The 17,568-nt window shown below is 71.9% G+C and carries 15 protein-coding genes and 1 pseudogene; 7 read left to right on the top strand and 9 right to left on the bottom strand.

What is annotated here, in order from left to right; genetic code table 11:
- Positions 1-5: 5 nt before the first annotated feature.
- From ABZZ20_RS07600 to allB, 5 genes are all read right to left on the bottom strand, one after another.
- A complete protein-coding gene (locus ABZZ20_RS07600; protein ID WP_356867804.1) occupies positions 6-1,193 on the bottom strand; it encodes a cytochrome P450 in 1,188 nt (395 codons plus the stop codon).
- Between the two features lie 59 nt (positions 1,194-1,252).
- Entirely contained in the window at positions 1,253-2,185 is a 933-nt protein-coding gene (locus ABZZ20_RS07595; protein ID WP_356867802.1) for a DMT family transporter, read from the bottom strand.
- A gap of 183 nt (positions 2,186-2,368) precedes the next feature.
- Positions 2,369-2,989, bottom strand: a complete 621-nt coding sequence (locus ABZZ20_RS07590) for a dihydrofolate reductase family protein (RefSeq protein ID WP_356867800.1) — start codon at positions 2,987-2,989, stop codon at positions 2,369-2,371.
- A 337-nt stretch (positions 2,990-3,326) separates the two neighbouring features.
- Entirely contained in the window at positions 3,327-4,463 is a 1,137-nt protein-coding gene (gene alc, locus ABZZ20_RS07585) for an allantoicase (protein ID WP_356867798.1), read from the bottom strand.
- Positions 4,464-4,466: 3 nt separating this feature from the next.
- Complete coding sequence (allB, locus tag ABZZ20_RS07580) at positions 4,467-5,807, bottom strand: allantoinase AllB (protein WP_356867796.1); 1,341 nt, start codon at positions 5,805-5,807, stop codon at positions 4,467-4,469.
- A 329-nt stretch (positions 5,808-6,136) separates the two neighbouring features.
- On the opposite strand from allB, the gene ABZZ20_RS07575 reads away from it, so the two are divergent.
- A complete protein-coding gene (locus tag ABZZ20_RS07575) occupies positions 6,137-6,940 on the top strand; it encodes an IclR family transcriptional regulator (protein WP_356867794.1) in 804 nt (267 codons plus the stop codon).
- An 89-nt stretch (positions 6,941-7,029) separates the two neighbouring features.
- Here ABZZ20_RS07575 and ABZZ20_RS07570 read toward each other — a convergent pair whose 3' ends face one another.
- Together ABZZ20_RS07570 and ABZZ20_RS07565 are read right to left on the bottom strand one after the other, a co-directional pair.
- Positions 7,030-7,731 (bottom strand): ABC transporter ATP-binding protein, encoded by a 702-nt coding sequence (locus tag ABZZ20_RS07570; RefSeq protein ID WP_356867793.1) that lies wholly within the window; start codon positions 7,729-7,731, stop codon positions 7,030-7,032.
- The gene (locus ABZZ20_RS07565; protein WP_356867791.1) at positions 7,728-8,816 is read right to left on the bottom strand and encodes an ABC transporter permease; all 1,089 of its coding nucleotides are present in this window, start codon (positions 8,814-8,816) and stop codon (positions 7,728-7,730) included. Before ABZZ20_RS07565 ends, ABZZ20_RS07570 begins: the two co-directional genes overlap by 4 nt.
- Before the next feature lie 134 nt (positions 8,817-8,950).
- Between ABZZ20_RS07565 and ABZZ20_RS07560 the strand changes: the two genes are divergently transcribed.
- Both ABZZ20_RS07560 and ABZZ20_RS07555 read left to right on the top strand, forming a co-directional pair.
- Positions 8,951-10,153 carry a sensor histidine kinase gene (locus ABZZ20_RS07560; protein WP_356867789.1) on the top strand — a complete coding sequence of 401 codons (1,203 nt, stop codon included), beginning with the start codon at positions 8,951-8,953 and terminating at the stop codon, positions 10,151-10,153.
- The gene (locus ABZZ20_RS07555) at positions 10,150-10,779 is read left to right on the top strand and encodes a response regulator transcription factor (RefSeq protein ID WP_356867787.1); all 630 of its coding nucleotides are present in this window, start codon (positions 10,150-10,152) and stop codon (positions 10,777-10,779) included. The genes ABZZ20_RS07560 and ABZZ20_RS07555 overlap by 4 nt, the downstream gene beginning before the upstream one ends.
- A 177-nt stretch (positions 10,780-10,956) precedes the next feature.
- On the opposite strand, the gene ABZZ20_RS07550 is transcribed toward ABZZ20_RS07555, so the two are convergent.
- Positions 10,957-12,444, bottom strand: a complete 1,488-nt coding sequence (locus tag ABZZ20_RS07550) for a PLP-dependent aminotransferase family protein (protein ID WP_356867785.1) — start codon at positions 12,442-12,444, stop codon at positions 10,957-10,959.
- Positions 12,445-12,530: 86 nt separating this feature from the next.
- Here ABZZ20_RS07550 and ABZZ20_RS07545 point away from each other — a divergent pair, with 86 nt between their 5' ends.
- The 4 genes from ABZZ20_RS07545 (at position 12,531) to ABZZ20_RS07530 (ending at position 16,744) form a co-directional block, all read left to right on the top strand.
- Positions 12,531-12,776 carry a hypothetical protein gene (locus ABZZ20_RS07545; protein WP_356867783.1) on the top strand — a complete coding sequence of 82 codons (246 nt, stop codon included), beginning with the start codon at positions 12,531-12,533 and terminating at the stop codon, positions 12,774-12,776.
- Positions 12,737-13,354 carry a nucleotidyltransferase family protein gene (locus ABZZ20_RS07540; RefSeq protein ID WP_356867781.1) on the top strand — a complete coding sequence of 206 codons (618 nt, stop codon included), beginning with the start codon at positions 12,737-12,739 and terminating at the stop codon, positions 13,352-13,354. Before ABZZ20_RS07545 ends, ABZZ20_RS07540 begins: the two co-directional genes overlap by 40 nt.
- Positions 13,355-13,626: 272 nt before the next feature.
- Entirely contained in the window at positions 13,627-15,246 is a 1,620-nt protein-coding gene (gene aceB, locus ABZZ20_RS07535) for a malate synthase A (protein ID WP_356867779.1), read from the top strand.
- Positions 15,247-15,622: 376 nt separating this feature from the next.
- Entirely contained in the window at positions 15,623-16,744 is a 1,122-nt protein-coding gene (locus tag ABZZ20_RS07530) for a GDSL-type esterase/lipase family protein (protein WP_356867777.1), read from the top strand.
- Positions 16,745-17,099: 355 nt separating this feature from the next.
- On the opposite strand, the pseudogene ABZZ20_RS07525 reads toward ABZZ20_RS07530, so the two are convergent.
- Positions 17,100-17,417, bottom strand: a pseudogene (locus ABZZ20_RS07525) (solute carrier family 23 protein); the annotation flags it as partial.
- Positions 17,418-17,568 lie beyond the last annotated feature (151 nt).

Genomic DNA, 17,568 nt, shown 5'->3' with positions numbered 1-17,568 from the left:
GGCGGCTACCAGCGCACCGGCAGTCGGCTGACACCCCGCATCAGGCTGCCCCCGATCCAGGCCCGCGGCCCGGGCTCCTCGGTCAGTTCCGGGAAGCGTTCCAACAGGCCTCGGATGGCGATGCGGCCCTCCATCCGGGCCAGCGGGGCGCCGAGGCAGTAGTGCAGTCCGTGCCCGAAGGCCAGGTGGCCCTGCGGGGCCCGGCGGATGTCGAACGTGTCGGCGTCCGCGTACCGCGCGGGGTCGCGGTCGCCCCCTGCCAGCGAGACCACCACGGTGGCCCCGGCCGGGATGAGCCGGCCGCCGATCTCCAGGTCCTCGCGGGCGTAGCGGTAGGTGGCGTTCTGCACCGGGCCCTCGTAACGGAGCATCTCCTCGACCGCCCCGCCGAGGAGGCCGTCGTAGTCGGCGCGCAGGGCGGCGAGCTGCTCCGGGTGCGCGAGCAGGGCCCGTACGCCGTTGGTGACGAGGTTGACGGTGGTCTCGTGGCCCGCGATGAGCAGCAGGAAGGCCATCCCGATCAGCTCGTCCGCGGACAGGGAGTCGCCGTCCTCGTCCCGGGTCCGGATCAGGGCGCCGAGCAGGTCGTCGCCGGGGTCCTTCTCCTTGGCCTCGACGAGCTCACCGAGGTAGACACTGAGCTGCTGGTGGGCGCGGGTGTTCGGGGTGCCGGGGGTGGGCGCCACGACCTCCTTGGACCAGTAGCTGAACCGCGCGCGGTCCAGGTCGGGGACCCCGAGCAGCTCGCAGATGACGGTCATGGGCAGGGGGAAGGCGACGGCCGTGACCAGGTCGGCGCTGCGCTGCGGGCGGGCGGCCATCGCGTCGAGCAGCTCGTCGGTGATCTGCTGGACGCGGGGACGCAGGGCTTCGATGCGGCGGGCGGTGAACTCGCGGGCGACCAGGCGGCGCAGCCGGGTGTGCTGCGGCGGGTCGGACTCCAGCATGTTGGTGTTGGCGGCCGTGGGTGCGACGCCGGGGAGGTTGCCGGTGCCGTGCCAGTCCTTCGACAGGGCGGGATGGCTCAGGGCCTGGCGGGCTTCTTCGTAGCCGACGACCAGCCAGGTCGGCTCGTACGCGATGGCCGACACCTCGACGTGGTGAACCGGTCCCGCTGCCCGCAGTCCGGCGTAGAAGGAGTAGGGGTCGGCGTGGAAGTCCGCGATGTTCACGCTGATGTCCGGTTGAGGCATGTAGCCACACTACGGCGGCAGTTGAGCCCCGGACCCGCCGTTTTCGGGTCACTTCCTGGTCATCCGCACGCCACGCGGGCGGTGGCCGCGCGGCGGCCCCAGGCGGTGCCGGCGAGGACGAGCGCGGCGCCCGCGAAACCGAGCGGGCCGAGGTGTTCGCCACCGAGGGCGATGCCGGCGGCGGCGGCCCACAGGGGTTCCGTGCCGAGCAGCAGGCTGACGCGGGAGGGCGAGGAACGGCGTACGGCCCACATCTGCACGAAGAAGGCGAAGAGGGTGCAGAAGATCGAGAGGAAGACGAGTCCCGTCCACTCGGTGGGCCCGAACGCGACGGCCGTCTCCCAGGGGCTGTCGCCGGTGCCGGGCACGGCTGCCAGCAGGGCGAACACCAGCACGGCGCCGCCCAGCTGCACGGTGGTCACGGACAGCGGGTCGGCGTCCTGCACGGCCTTCATCCGCGCCATCAGCAGCATGTTCAGGGTGCGCGCGAGGGCCGCGCCGAGGATGAGCAGGTCACCGATGCCGGGGACGGTGAACCCGCCGCCCTGGGTGAGCAGGACGACGCCGGCGACGGAGGCCCCTGCGGCGGCGACGAAGGCTCCCGAAGGTGCCCTGCGGTGGACGGCCGCCTCGGCGAGCGGGGTGAAGATCATGGTCAGGCTGATGATCAGCCCGGCGTTGGTGGCGGAGGTGTGGACGACTCCGTAGGTCTCCAGGAGGAAGATCCCGGCGAGTACGAGCCCCAGCAGGCCCGCGCCGCGCAGCTGGCCGGTAGTGAGCGCCCGCAGCCGCCGACGACCGGCGACGGCGAGTACGGGCAGGACGAGCGAGAAGCGCAGGACGAGGACGGCGATCACGGTGTGGGACGTGGTGATGCCCTTGGCCGCGAGATAGCTGCCGCCCCAGACGGCGGCGACCACCAGGACGGGCAGATCGGACAGCCAGGCTCCGCGGGGAACGGCGGGGCGTTCGAGCAGGGCGGACGAGGTCACCGGGACTCTCCAACGACAAGGAGCGGGCGGAGACGTCGGCGGCTCACACGGATGCACGCTGAAGGTATCCGATGCCGACCACCGGGTCGACCCGCTTTCCGACCGCGGGCCCGACCTCCACCGGGCCGGGCCCCGGCCTGCGTCCCGCCTGCTACCTCCGGCGGGACCGTGACATCAGGGACGTCAGACGAAGGAGCCGAAGGTGGCGCGGCCCGTCGGCCGGTAGCTCTGGATCGCGATGCCGTTCGGCGTGGTGCGCGACCCGATCAGCTCGCAGGCGGTCGGCAGTCCGCCCGTCGGGAACAGCCGGCGCCCGGTCCCCAGGAAGACGGGGAACAGCAGCAGGTTCAGCTCGTCCACGAGGTCCCTCGCCAGGAGCCACTGGGCCAGCGCGCCGCTTCCGTGGACCTGGAGCTCCCGGGTCCCCTCCAACGCGTCCTTGACCCGCGTGATCTCGCTCTGCAGGTGCTCCCCGTCCACCACGGTGGTCCCGGCCCATGCCGGATCCTTGAGCGTGGTCGAGGCCACGTACTTCGGTAGGCCGTTCAACCGGCTCGCGACCGGGTCGACCGGGTCGGTGATCTGCGGCCAGTAGCCGGCGAAGATCTCGTACGTCCGGCGCCCGAGCAGGAAGGCGCCGGCCCGTTCGAACACCTCCGTCACGAAGACGCCCATGCCCTCGTCGGCGTACGGCACCACCCAGCCGCCGTACGGGAACCCGCCGCTGCGGTCCTCGTCCGGCCCGCCGGGGGCCTGCATCACGCCGTCGAGCGTCAGGAAGGTGGTGAGGGTCAGCTTGCCCATCGTTGTGCACTCCTTGCGTCCGGGGTCTGCTGCATCCGTTCAGACTCCCGGCCGCACCGGAACTCGTCGGTGCGGCACGCGCGAACGCGGCGTCCGATTCCTGCCAGCGCGCGTTCCCCTCCCCCGTTTCATTGAAGTCGCAACGACGTCCGGGTCGAGAGCGCGCGAGAGGGAGAAGACCATGGACAACGACACGGTGGCCCCGGTGACGGGCGTCGAGTTCTCGGTGGACGGCGGCCAGGCGACGTAGCCGCCGGGGCGGGATCCGCGGCGTCCCGTGCGGGCCGGGGGCGTCGGCCCCCGGGGCAGTCCTGCGGGCGGCCTCGCGCGGGCGCCGTCAGCCGCCCAGCTCCTGGTGGCGGGCGGTCAGCGCGGCCTCGCCGGCCTCCGTCAGCGAGCCGTACAGGCGCAGGCGGGAGAAGCCGCCGTCCGGGAAGATGTCGATCCGGACATGGGTGCCGACCGCCGGGGTGTCCAGCACGAAGCGGTGGTTGGTGTCGGGCTGCAGGCGGGTGCGCGGCAGGAACTCCTTCCACTCGACCTCACCGCCCGATGTGCCGGACGCGACCGACAGCGAGGCCCAGCCGGCCGAGTTGCCCTTCAGGTAGGCGGTGTCGATCTCGACGGCGCGGATCTCGGAGTCGGCCACCAGCCGGTAGCGGATCCAGTCGTTGCCGTGGTCGCGGCGGCGGGCGGTCTCCCAGCCGTCGTCCATCTTGCGGGAACGGCCCGGGTTGATGGTGTTGGTCGGCGGGGAGTAGAAACGGTTGGAGGCGTCCTCCACCGAGCCGCCGTTCTCCAGCGCGACGACGTCGAAGGTGCCGAGCGCGGCCAGCCACTTCGGGTCCGGGCGGACCTCGCCGTACACGCGCAGGCGGGCGATGCCGCCGTCCGGGTGCTGGTTCAGGCGCAGGTGCGTGAAGCGCTGGTCGACGTGCACCTCGAAGCCGTTGGCGGCGTGGCCGCCGACCGGGGTGCGCTCGACGAGCGTCGTCCACTTGACGTCGTCGGAGAGGAGTTCCCCGGCGGTCGGGGAGCCCGCGACCGAGGCGCCCTGGATCGAGACGGCCTGCGGCATGTTGCCGCGGAAGTGGGCGGTGTCGACGACGATGCCGCGGATGACGCCGGGGGCGCCGAGACGGATCAGCGCGTAGTCGTGGTCCTCGGGGGTCGGCCAGGGCTGGGTGGCCGATGCGCCGCGACGGCGGCGGGTCTCCCAGCCGTCCATGACCTTGCCCTTGTGGCCGAAGTGCTCCGGGTCGAAGTGCGCGGCCTCGGCGATGAGCAGGTTCTCCCGCTCGGCGAAGAACTCGTCGTTGGCGGCGATGACACCGGCGCCCAGCTCACGGGCTGCGAGGTTCGCGTACTGGGTGAACGGGAAGTCCGCGGTGCGGTAGTCCGCGTACGGGTCCCCGCCTCCGTACGGGTTCGCGTTACCGGTGAAGGAAGCCAGTCCAGTTGAACGCTGTGCCACTTGTCAGTTCTGCCTTTCGAGGAGTCGGCCCGTGGGCTCGGTCGGGGTGCCGTGGTCGGCGATCTGCCTGCCGCGCAGCCAGGTGGACTTCACGACGCCGTGCAGGGTCTTGCCCGCGTACGCCGTGACCCGGTTGCGGTGGTGCAGTTCCGCGGGGTCCACGGTGAAGGTCTCTTCGGGGGCCAGGACGGCGAAGTCGGCGTCGCGACCGGCCTCGATCGCCCCCTTGTCGGCGAGACCCGCGAGCGCGGCGGGGGCGGCGGACATCCAGCGCACGACCTCGTCGAGGGTGCGACCGCGGCGGCGCGCCTCGGTCCAGATCGCCGGCAGTCCGAGCTGGAGGGAGGAGATGCCGCCCCAGGCGGTGGCGAAGTCGTTCGTCTTCAGGTCCGCCGTGGACGGCGAGTGGTCGGAGACGATGCAGTCGATGGTGCCGTCGGCGAGCGCGTCCCACAGCAGGTCCTGGTTGGCGGCCTCGCGGATGGGCGGGCAGCACTTGAACTCGCTCGCGCCGTCCGGCACCTCCTCGGCCGTCAGGGTGAGGTAGTGCGGGCAGGACTCGACGGTGATCCGTACGCCCTCGGCCTTGGCCGCGGCGATCAGCGGCAGCGCGTCGGAGGAGGACAGGTGCAGTACGTGGACCCGCGCGTTCAGCCGCCTCGCCTGGGCGATCAGGTTGCCGATCGCGGTGTTCTCGGCGTCGCGCGGGCGGGAGGCGAGGAAGTCGGCGTACTTGGGTCCGGGGACGACCGGCGCGGAGTCCAGGTGGTGCGGGTCCTCGGCGTGCACGACCATCAGACCGCCGAAGCCGGTGATCTCGGCGAGGGAGGTGGCCAGCTGCTCCTGGTCGAGCTCGGGGAACTCCTCGACGCCGGAGGGCGAGAGGAAACACTTGAAGCCGTAGACGCCGGCGTCGTGCAGCGGGCGCAGGTCCTTGACGTTGTCGGGGAGCGCGCCGCCCCAGAAGCCGATGTCCACGTGCGCCTTGGTCCGGGCGACGTCCTGCTTGACCCGCAGGTGGTCGAGGGTGGTGGTCGGCGGGAGGGAGTTGAGGGGCATGTCGAGGATCGTGGTGACGCCTCCGGCCGCGGCGGCCCGGGTGGCCGTCCAGAAGCCCTCCCACTCGGTGCGGCCCGGGTCGTTCACGTGGACGTGGGTGTCGACGAGTCCGGGGAGCAGGACGTCGTCCCCGAAGTCCTCGAACCCGGCGCCGGCCGGTACCTCGGCGTCGTGCGGCAGTACGGCGACGATCTTCCCGGCGGCGACGGCGACCGAAGCGGCGCGCGTCCCCTCGGGGGTGATGACGCGGGTCGAGCGCAGTACCAGTTCCACGTCGTCGGACACGCCGGAACCTCCCCATCTACTTCCACAGAGCGAAATTCAACGTTCTGTTGACGGAGTCTTCATGCCGATCCTGGGCCAGTCAAGAGCCTCCGGACGGAGCACCGACCCGCCGACGCCACACTTGGACGTTTCCACAACATGGAATTAACATTTCACTATCCAGAATGTAGCTATCACCACCCGGAGGTGGGCAGGTAACTTCCCGAGGACATCCACCACTCGGACAAACCCCCTCTGACCGGCGGGGACGGCATCGACCCAGCCCTAGGGCCGCCGCCGACCGACCGGTAGGCTGCTTCCTTGCCTGCCAGCACCGAAAGGACCGCGCCGTGCCGACGTCCAGCGCCAGCACCACCGACGCTTCCGCCAAGACCACCAGCGCCAGCGGTGGCGTCCAGTCCCTTGAGCGCGCCTTCGATCTGCTCGAACGCATGGCCGATGCCGGGGGCGAGGTCGGCCTCAGCGAGCTCTCCACCGCGAGCGGCCTGCCGCTGCCGACCATCCACCGCCTCATGCGCACGCTCGTGGCGTGCGGCTACGTCCGGCAGCAGCCCAACCGACGGTACGCCCTCGGCCCCCGGCTGATCCGACTCGGCGAGTCCGCGTCGCGCCTGCTGGGCACCTGGGCGCGGCCCTACCTCGCCCGGCTGGTCGAGGAGACCGGCGAGACGGCCAACATGGCGCTCCTCGACGGGGACGAGGTCGTCTACGTCGCCCAGGTGCCGTCCAAGCACTCCATGCGCATGTTCACCGAGGTCGGCCGCCGGGTGCTGCCGCACTCCACCGGCGTGGGCAAGGCGCTGCTCGCCCACGCCCCCGCGGACGAGGTACGGGCCCTGCTCGCGCGCACCGGCATGCCGGCCGCGACCGAGAAGACCATCACCACGCCCGAGGGCTTCCTGGAGGCCCTGGAGCAGGTCCGCAAGGTGGGCTACGCGGTCGACGACAACGAGCAGGAGATAGGAGTCCGCTGCCTCGCCGTGTCGGTGCCGAACTCACCGACCGCCGCCGCGATCTCCATTTCGGGTCCGGCCGGCCGGGTGACCGAGGCCCTGACGGACTCGATCGTGCCGATCCTGCAGAACGTCGCCGCAGAGCTGTCCGTGGCCCTGCAGAGCCAGAACCCCGCGTAGGTTCCGTACGCACGAAGGCCCCGGCCCCCTCCGAGCGAGGGGCCGGGGCCTTCGTCCGCACGCGCCACGCACGGTGCGGTCGTCGCCGCTCAGGCCGCGGGGACCGCGCCCGCCTCCGCGCCCGCCACCGTCAGGCGGCCGTCCGTCATCGTTGCCGTGCGGTCCATCCGGTCCAGGTGGGCATGGTCGTGGGTGACCAGCACCGTCGCGGTGGAACGCTCGCGCGTCAAGGCGACCAGCAGGTCGAGGATCGCCGCCCCGCGGTCGTGGTCCAGGGCGCTGGTGGGCTCGTCGACCAGGAGCACCGCCGGCTCGTTCATCAGGGCGCGGGCGATGTTGACGCGCTGCCGCTGACCGCCGGACAGCTCGTGGGGACGCTTGTCGGCCTTGTCGGCCAGGCCCACCGCGTCCAGCAGGTCCAGGGCCCGGCCGCGCACCGCCCGCGCCGAGCGACCGGAGAGGTGCGCCATGACCTGGAGCTGCTCGGCCGCGGTGAGCGAGGCCAGCAGGTTCGGCTGCTGGAAGACGATGCCGATCTTGTCGCGGCGCAGGGCCGACTTCTCCGCCGCGCTGAGGCGTGCGGTGTCCTGGCCGGCCACCACCACCTGGCCGGAGTCCGGCGTGACCAGAGTGGCGGCGACCGCCAACAGGCTGGACTTGCCCGAGCCCGAGGGGCCGATCACCGCGGTCATGGTGCCCGCGGGCACGTCCAGGCGGACCCGGTCGAGGGCGGTGAGCCGGCCGTCGCCGTCCGGGTAGGTGAGGGTCACGTCGTGCACGAGCAGGGTCATCGGGCGCTCCCGAGAGCGGTCAGGGGGTCAACGGCGGTGATCCGCCGGATGGACAGGGCCGCGCCCAGCGCGCCCAGCGCGATCATGATCGCGGCGGGCAGCAGCACGGTGGCGGTGTCGAGGACGAAGGGCACGTTGCCCCCGCTGATCAGCGCGCCGAACCCGGCGGCGAGCGCCGTGCCGAGCCCGGTGCCGATCGCGAGCATCACCACGGCCTGGCCGAGGGCGTCCTTCAGCAGGTATCCGGTGGAGGCACCCAGTGCCTTCAGGACGGCGATGTCACCGCTGCGCTGGATCGTCCACACCGTGAAGAAGGCCCCTATGACCAGGGCGGAGATGGCGAAGAGGAAACCGCGCATCAGTTGGAGCGAGCCGTTCTCGGCCTGGTAGGACCCTATGGCGCCGAGCGCCTCGTCGATGGTCTGCGCCTTGGTGGCGGTGGCCGCGTCGCCGGCCACGAGGTCCGCGGAACCGTCGGCGTCGAGCGCGATCACGGTGGCGATGGTGTCGAGGGAGGTACCGGGGTTGCCGATGCGCTGCCAGTCACCCAGCTCCATCCAGACGACGGGGGTGTGGCTGTAGGCGGCGGTGCCGGAGACGGCGGCCACGGTCGTTTCGAGCGGGCCGATCTTCAGCCTGGCGCCGGCGGTGAGGCCGCCGAGCTCCTTCGCGGCCTTCTCGGTGAGGACCACCTTCCCCTGGGCGAGGCCGCTGTCCCGCGGCGCCAGCGGGCCGGCCGGGTCGACGCCGAAGACGGAGATGGCTGCGGTGCGCTCCCCCGCCGCGGCGTTGGTGGTGCGGATGCCGAGCGGCTGTGCCGACCTCACGCCGGGCTGTGCCCGCCAGGCCTGCCAGGCCTTCTCGGACACCTGGGAGTTGGTGAAGGAGACCTTCTGGTCCCCGGTGGGTGCGGCGAAGGCCAGATGGGTGGCGGGCAGGCCGGTGACGGCCGAGACGTTCTCCCGGGCCAGGCCGGCGGTGAGCCCGGACAACAGGCCGACCAGCAGCGTGATCAGTAGTACGACCGAGCCCATGAGGGCGAAGCGGCCCTTGGCGAACCGTAGATCTCTCCATGCGACGAACATGGTCCCCACCCTCGTCCTCCGCGCCGCCCCGGGGCATCGCGCCACGGTAGCGATCCTGGTATCGAAGGACGGATCCAGACATCAACCTTTCGATTGACCGGGGCGTGCGGGGGCGCACTTACGCTGGTCGGGACATGGCTATCTCGCTCTCCCCCGCTCCCCGCCCCCTCACGCCCGTCTCGCGCGTGCTGCGCCTGTGCCTGCACGCACTGCTCCTCGGCCTGCTCGCGCTGGCCGCCGGGCGGGCCGTCACGGACTCCGCTCCGCACGCCGGCTGGGTGGTCGCCGCCTGCACGGTGCTGGCCGCCGTGTACGCGGCGGGCGTACTGGCCCCCTCGGTGCACCGTTCGCCGCGTGCCGGGGCGGTGTGGCTGACCGCGCTGGGCGCGGCCTGGGTGGGACTGCTCGCGGTCTCCCCCGACGGGCTGTGGATCGCCTTCCCGCTGTACTTCCTGGAGCTGCACCTGCTGCGGCTGCGCTGGGGCATCGCGGCCGTCGCGGTGACGGCCTGCGCGGCGATCGGGGGCTTCCTGGCGCACAGCAGTGCGGTGACGCCCGGGACCTTCCTCGGGCCGCTGCTCGGCGGGGCCGTGGCGGTGGCGACCGTACTGGGCTACCAGGCGCTCTACCGCGAGAGCGAACGCCGCCGTGAGCTGATCGAGGAGCTCATCGCGACCCGCGCCGAACTGGCCGCGGCCGAGCGGGACGCCGGGATCCTGGCCGAGCGGGAGCGGTTGGCCAGGGAGATCCACGACACGCTCGCGCAGGGGCTGTCCTCCATCCAGCTGCTGTTGAGGGCCGCGGAGCGGTCGCTCCCGCAGGACGCTCCGGCCCTGGAACACATCGGCCGGGCCCGGGAGGCGGCGCAGGAGAACCTCGCCGAGGCGCGTCGTTTCGTACGGGCCCTCACCCCGCCGGACCTGGAGCACGGGTCGCTCGCCGCCGCACTGGAGCGGCTGTGCACGGCCGCCCCGGGGCCGCGCGTCCGCTTCTGCCTCAGCGGTGTGCCACGGGTCCTGCCCACCCCGTACGAGGTGGCCCTGCTGCGGATCGCGCAGTCGGCGCTGGCCAACGTGGTGCGGCACGCAGGGGCCGGGCGCGCCGAGATCACCCTGACCTTCATGGACACCTCGGTGACGCTGGACATCGTGGACGACGGGGAGGGCTTCGACCCTTCGTCCGCCCCCTCCGGCGAGGGCGGCTTCGGGCTGCCGGCCATGCGGTCGCGCGCCGAGAGCCTGGGCGGGCTGTTCACCGTGGAGTCCGCGCCCGGCCAGGGCACCGCCGTGGCCGTCACCCTGCCGCTTCCCCTGGAACCCGTGGAGGTCCCGTCATGACGATCCGGCTGCTGCTGGCGGACGACCACCCGGTGGTGCGGGCCGGGCTGCGTGCGGTCCTGGACACCGAACCGGACTTCGCGGTGGTCGCGGAGGCCGCCACCGCGGAGCGGGCGGTGGAGCTGGCCGCCGCCGAGCCGGTGGACGTGGTCCTGATGGACCTCCAGTTCGGCGCGGGCATGCACGGCTCGGCGGCGACGGCGGCGATCACCGCCCGGCCCGGCGCCCCCCGGGTCCTGGTCCTGACCACGTACGACACGGACGCGGACATCCTGGCGGCGGTCGAGGCGGGCGCCTCGGGCTACCTGTTGAAGGACGCACCGCCGGAGGAGCTGGCTGCGGCGGTCCGCACGGCGGCGGCGGGCCAGTCGGCCCTGGCCCCGGCGGTGGCGCTGCGCCTGATGGACCGCATGCGCACGCCCGCGGAGGCGCTGACGAAACGGGAGCTGGAGGTGCTCCAGCTGGTCGCGGACGGGCTGTCGAACCAGCAGATCTCGAAGAAGCTCTTCCTGAGCCAGGCCACCGTCAAGTCCCACCTGGTCCACATCTACGCGAAGCTCGGCGTGGACTCCCGTACCGCGGCGGTGGCCGCTGCCGCCACGCGACGGTTGATCCGCACGCCTTGACTTCCGCTCGCCGGTCCAGCTGGAGCTCTCCTCAGAATCGCTTCAGTACCAGGCTGAAGTCGGGGCACCGCGGTTGGTGCCGGTAGCCGACCCAGGACCCAGCGCCGCAGGGCCTCCGCCTTGCGATGCACCGCATCCGGCGCCGTGCGCCGATCCACCAGGTCGACGGAACAGCCCTTAGGCCACCCAGTGCGGGCGCTCCACCGACGGAGCCAGCGGAACCCCGTCGTGGAAGGCGGTCGCGAGGCGGCGCACGCCCTCGTCCAGCCGGTCCGCGGACAGGGTGTACGGGATGCGGAGACGGTGTTCGAAGGTCCCGGGGTCCACACCGAAGCGGGCCCCGCGCCCGATGTACACGCCGTCGGCCGCGGCCCGCTCCGCCAGCGCCGAGCTGACCGCCTCCCCCAGGTCCACCCACAGCGAGAGCCCTCCCGGCGGCGTCCGCCACGACCACTGCGGGGTGTGTCGCTCCAACGCCCGCACCAGGGCCTCCCGCTGGTCGCGCAGCTGCGCGAGCCGCGCCGGCAGCGTCCGTTCCAGCCCTTCCAGCAGGGGCAGGGCGACCAGCTGGTCCAGCACCGAGCCCGTCATGTCGGCGGCCACCTTCACCGCCGTCAGCTCCGTGATCATCTTCGCGGTGGCCCGTATCCAGCCCACCCGGAGCCCGCCCCAGTGCGTCTTGCTGAGCGACCCGATCGTCACCACGTGGTCCGCCCCGCCCCTGGGCGCCAGCGAGGCCAGCGGCGCCGGCGCGGGCACGTCCAGTGCGATGTCGGCGATGGTCTCGTCGACCACCAGCCAGGTCCCGGTCCGGCGCGTCGCCGACAGCAGGCGCAGCCGTTGCTCCGGCGGCATCAGCGCGCCCGTCGGGTTGTGGAAGTCCGGGATGACGTACGCCATCCTCGGCACCGTCTGCCGCAGCGTGGACTCGGCGATCTCCATGTCCCAGCCCGCGTCGGAGACGGCTATCGAACCGGTGCGCAGCCGTGCGTGCCGCAGCGCGTCGAGGGCGTTCGCGTACGTGGGGTTCTCGGTCACCACCCGGTCCCCGGCCCGGCACAGCAGGCTCACGACCAGCGAGAACGCCTGCTGGGCCCCGGCCGTGACCAGGATCTGCTCGGGGCGGGTGGGCAGTCCGCGCCGGGTGAACCGGTCGGCAACGGCACTGCGCAGGTCGGGCAGCCCGAAGGGGTGGTAGCCGGGGCTGCGGGCGAGGCCCGGCAGTCGTGGCGCGGCCCAGGCGAGGGCCTCGGCGAGGGTGTCCCCGGGGGCGCCGAGGGCGGCGATGGCGAGGTCGATCCCCGGATCGCCGTCGGCGGCGTAGCCCCCGGACCCCACGAGCAGGTGGGCGCCGACCGGGCCGTGGCCCTCGGGGAGTTCGGTCCACGTGCCGGAGCCGCGCCGGCTGCGGACGTAGCCGCTCTCGCGCAGCAGGTCGTAGGCCCCGGTGACGGTGGCCCGGCTGGCGCCGACCGCCTCGGCGAGCTCGCGCTCGGCGGGCAGCCGCACGTGCAGGGCGATCCGGCCGTCGAGGATCAGGGTCCGTACGGCGTCGGCGAGGGCCCGGTAGCCGGGGCGGGCCAGCACCTCGGCCGGCAGCAGCGCCGCGAGCTGGCGGCTGCCGATCGTTCTGTCCGCCGTCTGGACGACTCGCCCGTTCGCCATGCCAACCTCCCCTAATTGGCTCTGCCGACCAGGCCAATCCGGGTCCAGACTCGCGGTATTGGCCCCCGATTGGCAAGGAGTTTCCCATGCCGACCTCGTCCACTCCGTCCGCCCCATCCACCGCCTTGTCCACCCCGTCCACCCTCCTGACCGACCGCGCCGAACGCGCCCTGGCCGCTGCCGCCGAGAACCGGATCTCCGAGCCGCTGCGCCTGGGGGCCGCGCTCGCCCGCCTGCGGCGGGTCCTGGCGCGGCGGACACCCGCCGCGGCCCGGGGGCGAGAATCGCTGTCATGCCAATCCATGCAACCCCCCAGTCCACTGACCCGGTGATCGCGGGTCTGCTCCTCGCGGCCGGCGGCGGGCGCCGCCTCGGCGGGCGCCCCAAGGCCCTGTTGCCCTACCGCGGGCGCCCGCTCGTCGAGAACGCCGTACGGGTGCTGCGCGAGGCCGGCTGCGGTCCGCTCCACGTGGTGCTCGGCGCCTCGGCGGCCGAGGTCCGCGAGCGGGCGGACCTGACCGGCTGCGTGGTGGTGGACAACCCCGACTGGGCCGAGGGCATGGGCTCCTCCCTGCGCGTCGGCCTCGCCTCGCTCACCGGTACGGGTGCCTGCGCGGCCCTCGTGTCCCTGGTGGACCAGCCGGGCATCGGCCCCGAGGCGGTGGCCCGGGTCCGGAAGGCGTACCGCTCCCCCATGAGCCTGGTCGCGGCGGCGTACGGCGGGGAGCGCGGCCATCCGGTGCTCTTCGGTGCGGACCGGTGGGCGGACGTCGCGGCGACGGCGACGGGCGACAGGGGCGCGCGGGCACACCTGACCTCTCATGCGCACGAGCTCACGCTGGTGGAGTGCGGGGACGTCGCCGAGGCCTATGACATCGACACCCCGCCGGACCTGGCACGACTGGTTTGAGTGGTGGTGGAGCGGGGACTGAGCGGGCTGTGACGGCGGTGGCACTGAGGGCCACCGGACGCCGGAGTCTGTCGACCCGGAGAATCTCGACATCAACAAACCATTGAACTTCCACCATAAGGAAATTACTATCCACTGGTCAGAAGCGCCCTGAACCCCAGACGGCGCCCGCGACCGTATCCCGGAGCTCTCCACACCCGGCGGCACCGCGTGCCGCCTTGCGCGAGCATTCCCCGCGGCCGCCAGGCACCGCCGCTGAAGGAGTGACAGATATGTCCGCACCAGCGCCGTCATCGCTGGCCATCGTCGACGCCGAGCCCCTGCCCCGGCAGGACGAAGTCCTGACCGAGGCGGCCCTCGCCTTCGTGGCGGAGCTCCACCGACGGTTCAGCCCCCGCCGCGCCGAGTTGCTGGCCCGCCGCGCCGAGCGTCGCGCCGAGATCGCCCGCACCTCCCACCTCGACTTCCTCCCGGACACCGCACAGGTCCGCGAGGGCGACTGGAAGGTCGCGCCGGCTCCGGCCGCGCTGAACGACCGCCGTGTGGAGATCACCGGTCCCACCGACCGCAAGATGACCATCAACGCCCTGAACTCGGGCGCCAAGGTCTGGCTCGCCGACTTCGAGGACGCCTCGGCCCCCACCTGGGAGAACGTCGTCCTCGGTCAGCTCAACCTCATCGACGCCTACGAGCGCCGCATCGACTTCACGGACGCGCGCACGGGCAAGACGTACGCGCTCAAGCCCGCCGAGCAGTTGGCGACCGTGGTGATGCGCCCGCGCGGCTGGCACCTGGAGGAGCGCCACCTCCAAGCCGACGGCCGCCCGGTGCCGGGGGCACTGGTGGACTTCGGCCTGTACTTCTTCCACAACGCGCAGCGCCTGATCGACCTCGGCAAGGGCCCGTACTTCTACCTGCCGAAGACGGAGTCGCACCTGGAGGCACGCCTCTGGAACGAGATCTTCGTCTTCGCCCAGGACTACGTCGGCATCCCGCAGGGCACGATCCGCGCGACGGTCCTGATCGAGACCATCACGGCCGCGTACGAGATGGAGGAGATCCTCTACGAGCTGCGCGACCACGCGGCGGGCCTGAACGCGGGCCGCTGGGACTACCTGTTCTCCATCGTGAAGAACTTCCGCGACGGCGGCGAGAAGTTCGTCCTCCCGGACCGCAACGCGGTGACGATGACGGCCCCGTTCATGCGGGCCTACACCGAACTGCTGGTCAAGACCTGCCACAAGCGCGGCGCGCACGCCATCGGCGGCATGGCGGCCTTCATCCCGTCCCGCAAGGACGCCGAGGTCAACCGGATCGCGTTCGAGAAGGTCAAGGCGGACAAGGACCGCGAGGCAGCCGACGGCTTCGACGGTTCGTGGGTCGCCCACCCCGACCTGGTCCCGATCGCCATGGCCTCCTTCGACGCGGTCCTCGGCGAGAAGCCGAACCAGAAGGACCGGCTGCGCGAGGACGTCTCGGTGGCTCCGGGCGAGCTCATCGCGATCGACTCGCTGGACGCGAAACCCACGTACGAGGGCCTGCGCAACGCGGTCCAGGTCGGCATCCGCTACATCGAGGCCTGGCTGCGGGGCCTGGGTGCGGTCGGCATCTTCGGCCTGATGGAGGACGCGGCCACCGCCGAGATCTCCCGCTCGCAGATCTGGCAGTGGATCAACGCCGGCGTCGTGTTCGAGAACGGCAAGACCGCCACCGCCGAGCTGACCCGTACGATCGCCGCCGAGGAACTGGCGGCCGTCCGCGCCGAAATCGGCGACGAGGCGTTCGCGGCCGGGAAGTGGCAGCAGGCCCATGACCTGCTCCTCAAGGTCGCCCTGGACGCCGACTACGCGGACTTCCTCACCCTCCCCGCGTACGACCAACTGGACGGCTGACGTCTCCACTTCGGCCGATTCGCACAGCGGCACGACTCCGCCCCCGGCGCCCCAGGGCCCCGGGGGCGGAGCCATGTGCGCGTGCGATCCCGTCACGCGAGCACCTCCCCGCCCCCTCCGCCGCGCCGATTCGAGCGCGACCGAACGAACGGTCGGACGTTACGCCATCGTAATCTGCGGCTACCTAGCGGTAACAACGTGCGCCGTGTCACCTTTCCGATGCCACCGGCCGGCGGTACCCCCACTTCCCCAGCCATGCAACGGAGTTGCGCCTCGCTTCGCCATGGCCTACCGCAGGAGTTCCGCAGTGATCGGATTCCGCAACGCCACCAAGGATCGGACCCGCAGTCGAATGCGACGACTCGCCGGGGTTGGGATGGTTCTGCCGCTCACCGTCGGCGCGCTGATCGGTGGCGGGGCCGGCACCTCGGTGGCCAGCCCCGGGACCGGGCCCACCGCCGTGGTGTCCATGGGCGACAGCTACATCTCCGGCGAGGCCGGACGATGGAAGGGCAACAGCCTCACCAACAGCGGCAGCAGGAACGGCACCGACCGGGCCTGGGTGACCGGCAGCAGCTACGACCCCTCGAAGGTGTACGGGAGCACGGCCGGCGGCTGCGACCGGTCCGACTCCGCCGAGGTCAAGAGCGCCGGGGCGATCGCCGACGTGGCCGTGAACCTGGCCTGCTCCGGAGCGGTCACCGAGAACGTCTTCCGCGCTTCAAACGGCGGCGTGCCCTTCAAGGGCGAGGCCCCGCAGGCCGATCAACTCGCCGCGGTGGCCGCGAGCCACAACGTCAAGGTCATCACGCTGTCCATCGGCGGGAACGACCTCGGCTTCGCCGACATCATCACGAACTGCGCGCTCGACTTCGTCCTGTGGAACTCGTACTGCTACGACGACCAGCAGTACGGCGTCGACGGGAAGATCGACGCGGTGATGGCGAGCGTCGGCAAGTCCGTCGACGAGATCCGCGCCGTCATGCGGGCCGCCGGGTACACCGACGCCTCCTACCGGATCGTGCTGCAGTCCTACCCGTCACCGATCCCGCGCGCCGCGGAGAACCGGTACCCGCAGAGCGACTGGAGCCGTGTCAACACCGGCGGCTGCCCCTTCTGGAACCGGGACTCGGACTGGGCTCGGGACTCGCTCGTGCCGCAGATAGCGAACCGGATCAAGGGGGTCGCCGCGGCCAAGGGCGTGCAGTTCCTGGACCTGCGCGACATGCTCCAGGGCCGTGAGGTGTGCGCGAAGGCCAGCAAGCAGGTGAGCTCCACGTCGGCGGCGTCGGCGAAGACGAGCGAGTGGGCGCGCTGGATCGACAGCAGCGAGACGCAGGGCCCGATCCAGGAGGACATGCACCCGAACTACTTCGGCCAGCTCGCCGTCGGCCGCTGCCTGGCCCTGGCCGTCGCGCAGGGCGCCACGTCCAGCAGCAGCTGCAAGAACACGGCGGGCACCGACCAGACCGGGATGTACCTCGCCCCGGTGTCGTAGTACCAGTCCTCCGGACGAACTCCCGGGGTACGGGCCCGGGTACGGGCTGTCATGCTCTCGCGCATGGCAGCCCGTACCGCACGCCCCCATCTCTGCTTCTCCGTCGACATCGAGGCCGACGGCCCGCTCCCCGGCCCCTACTCGATGCTCAACTCCCGAGCCGCACACGCTGCCGCGTGGATGACCGCGGCAGTGCGTACGCCACACCCGCAGTGGGTGGCGTACGCACCGCCGTCTCCGTACGGGCCTCAGTGCGCGGGCAGCGGCTCCGCGAGCCCTCCGGTCGTTGCGGCCCGCTTGCTGCCGAGGTGGTTGAAGGCCAGGTTGTTGAGGACGATGGCCACCACGCAGCCGGTATGCCGGCGCCGCCGAGCACCGGCAGGGGGACGACCCCGATGACGGAGGCGGCCATCGGGCACAGGCCCAGCAGGATCAGGATGCCGCCGCCGGCGGCGACGACGAACCGACTGCGCACCTTGGTCATCGCCACGAGTCCGATGTTCTGCGCGAAGGCACTGCACATGAAGCCGTTGAACAGCGGGCTGAGCGCGCTGCCGAGGGTGTCGGCGCGCAGTCCGCCCTCGATGGTCTTCGCGTCCGCCGGACGATCGACGATCTTGCCGAGGGCCAGGATGTCGGCAGTGGACTCGGTCATGCAGACCAGCATGACGATGCGCGTGGAGGTGGTGCGAAAGCTGTGCGAGTCGAGCCTGTGTTCAGTTGGGGGGGCAGGGGTCCTGGCATGCAGAAACGATTCGCCCGATTCGTTCCACCGAGAAGGGAAGCAGTGGCACGAGTAACCGCACCCGGGGGCGCCTTCGGAA

Source organism: Streptomyces sp. NPDC006430 (assembly GCF_040612395.1).
Classification (GTDB): domain Bacteria; phylum Actinomycetota; class Actinomycetes; order Streptomycetales; family Streptomycetaceae; genus Streptomyces.
Note: the sequence above shows the minus strand (reverse complement) of the source record. Positions and strands in the feature narration are given on the sequence as shown.

What these genes read in the sequence shown, in the direction of transcription:
- ABZZ20_RS07540 (WP_356867781.1), top strand. Translation starts at nt 12,737, where the DNA reads ATGCCAATCCATGCAACCCCCCAGTCCACTGACCCGGTGATCGCGGGT.
- ABZZ20_RS07600 (WP_356867804.1), bottom strand. Translation starts at nt 1,193, where the DNA reads ATGCCTCAACCGGACATCAGCGTGAACATCGCGGACTTCCACGCCGAC.
- ABZZ20_RS07550 (WP_356867785.1), bottom strand. Translation starts at nt 12,444, where the DNA reads ATGGCGAACGGGCGAGTCGTCCAGACGGCGGACAGAACGATCGGCAGC.
- ABZZ20_RS07555 (WP_356867787.1), top strand. Translation starts at nt 10,150, where the DNA reads ATGACGATCCGGCTGCTGCTGGCGGACGACCACCCGGTGGTGCGGGCC.
- ABZZ20_RS07590 (WP_356867800.1), bottom strand. Translation starts at nt 2,989, where the DNA reads ATGGGCAAGCTGACCCTCACCACCTTCCTGACGCTCGACGGCGTGATG.
- aceB (WP_356867779.1), top strand. Translation starts at nt 13,627, where the DNA reads ATGTCCGCACCAGCGCCGTCATCGCTGGCCATCGTCGACGCCGAGCCC.
- ABZZ20_RS07530 (WP_356867777.1), top strand. Translation starts at nt 15,623, where the DNA reads ATGGTTCTGCCGCTCACCGTCGGCGCGCTGATCGGTGGCGGGGCCGGC.
- ABZZ20_RS07570 (WP_356867793.1), bottom strand. Translation starts at nt 7,731, where the DNA reads ATGACCCTGCTCGTGCACGACGTGACCCTCACCTACCCGGACGGCGAC.
- ABZZ20_RS07560 (WP_356867789.1), top strand. Translation starts at nt 8,951, where the DNA reads ATGGCTATCTCGCTCTCCCCCGCTCCCCGCCCCCTCACGCCCGTCTCG.
- ABZZ20_RS07545 (WP_356867783.1), top strand. Translation starts at nt 12,531, where the DNA reads ATGCCGACCTCGTCCACTCCGTCCGCCCCATCCACCGCCTTGTCCACC.
- ABZZ20_RS07565 (WP_356867791.1), bottom strand. Translation starts at nt 8,816, where the DNA reads ATGTTCGTCGCATGGAGAGATCTACGGTTCGCCAAGGGCCGCTTCGCC.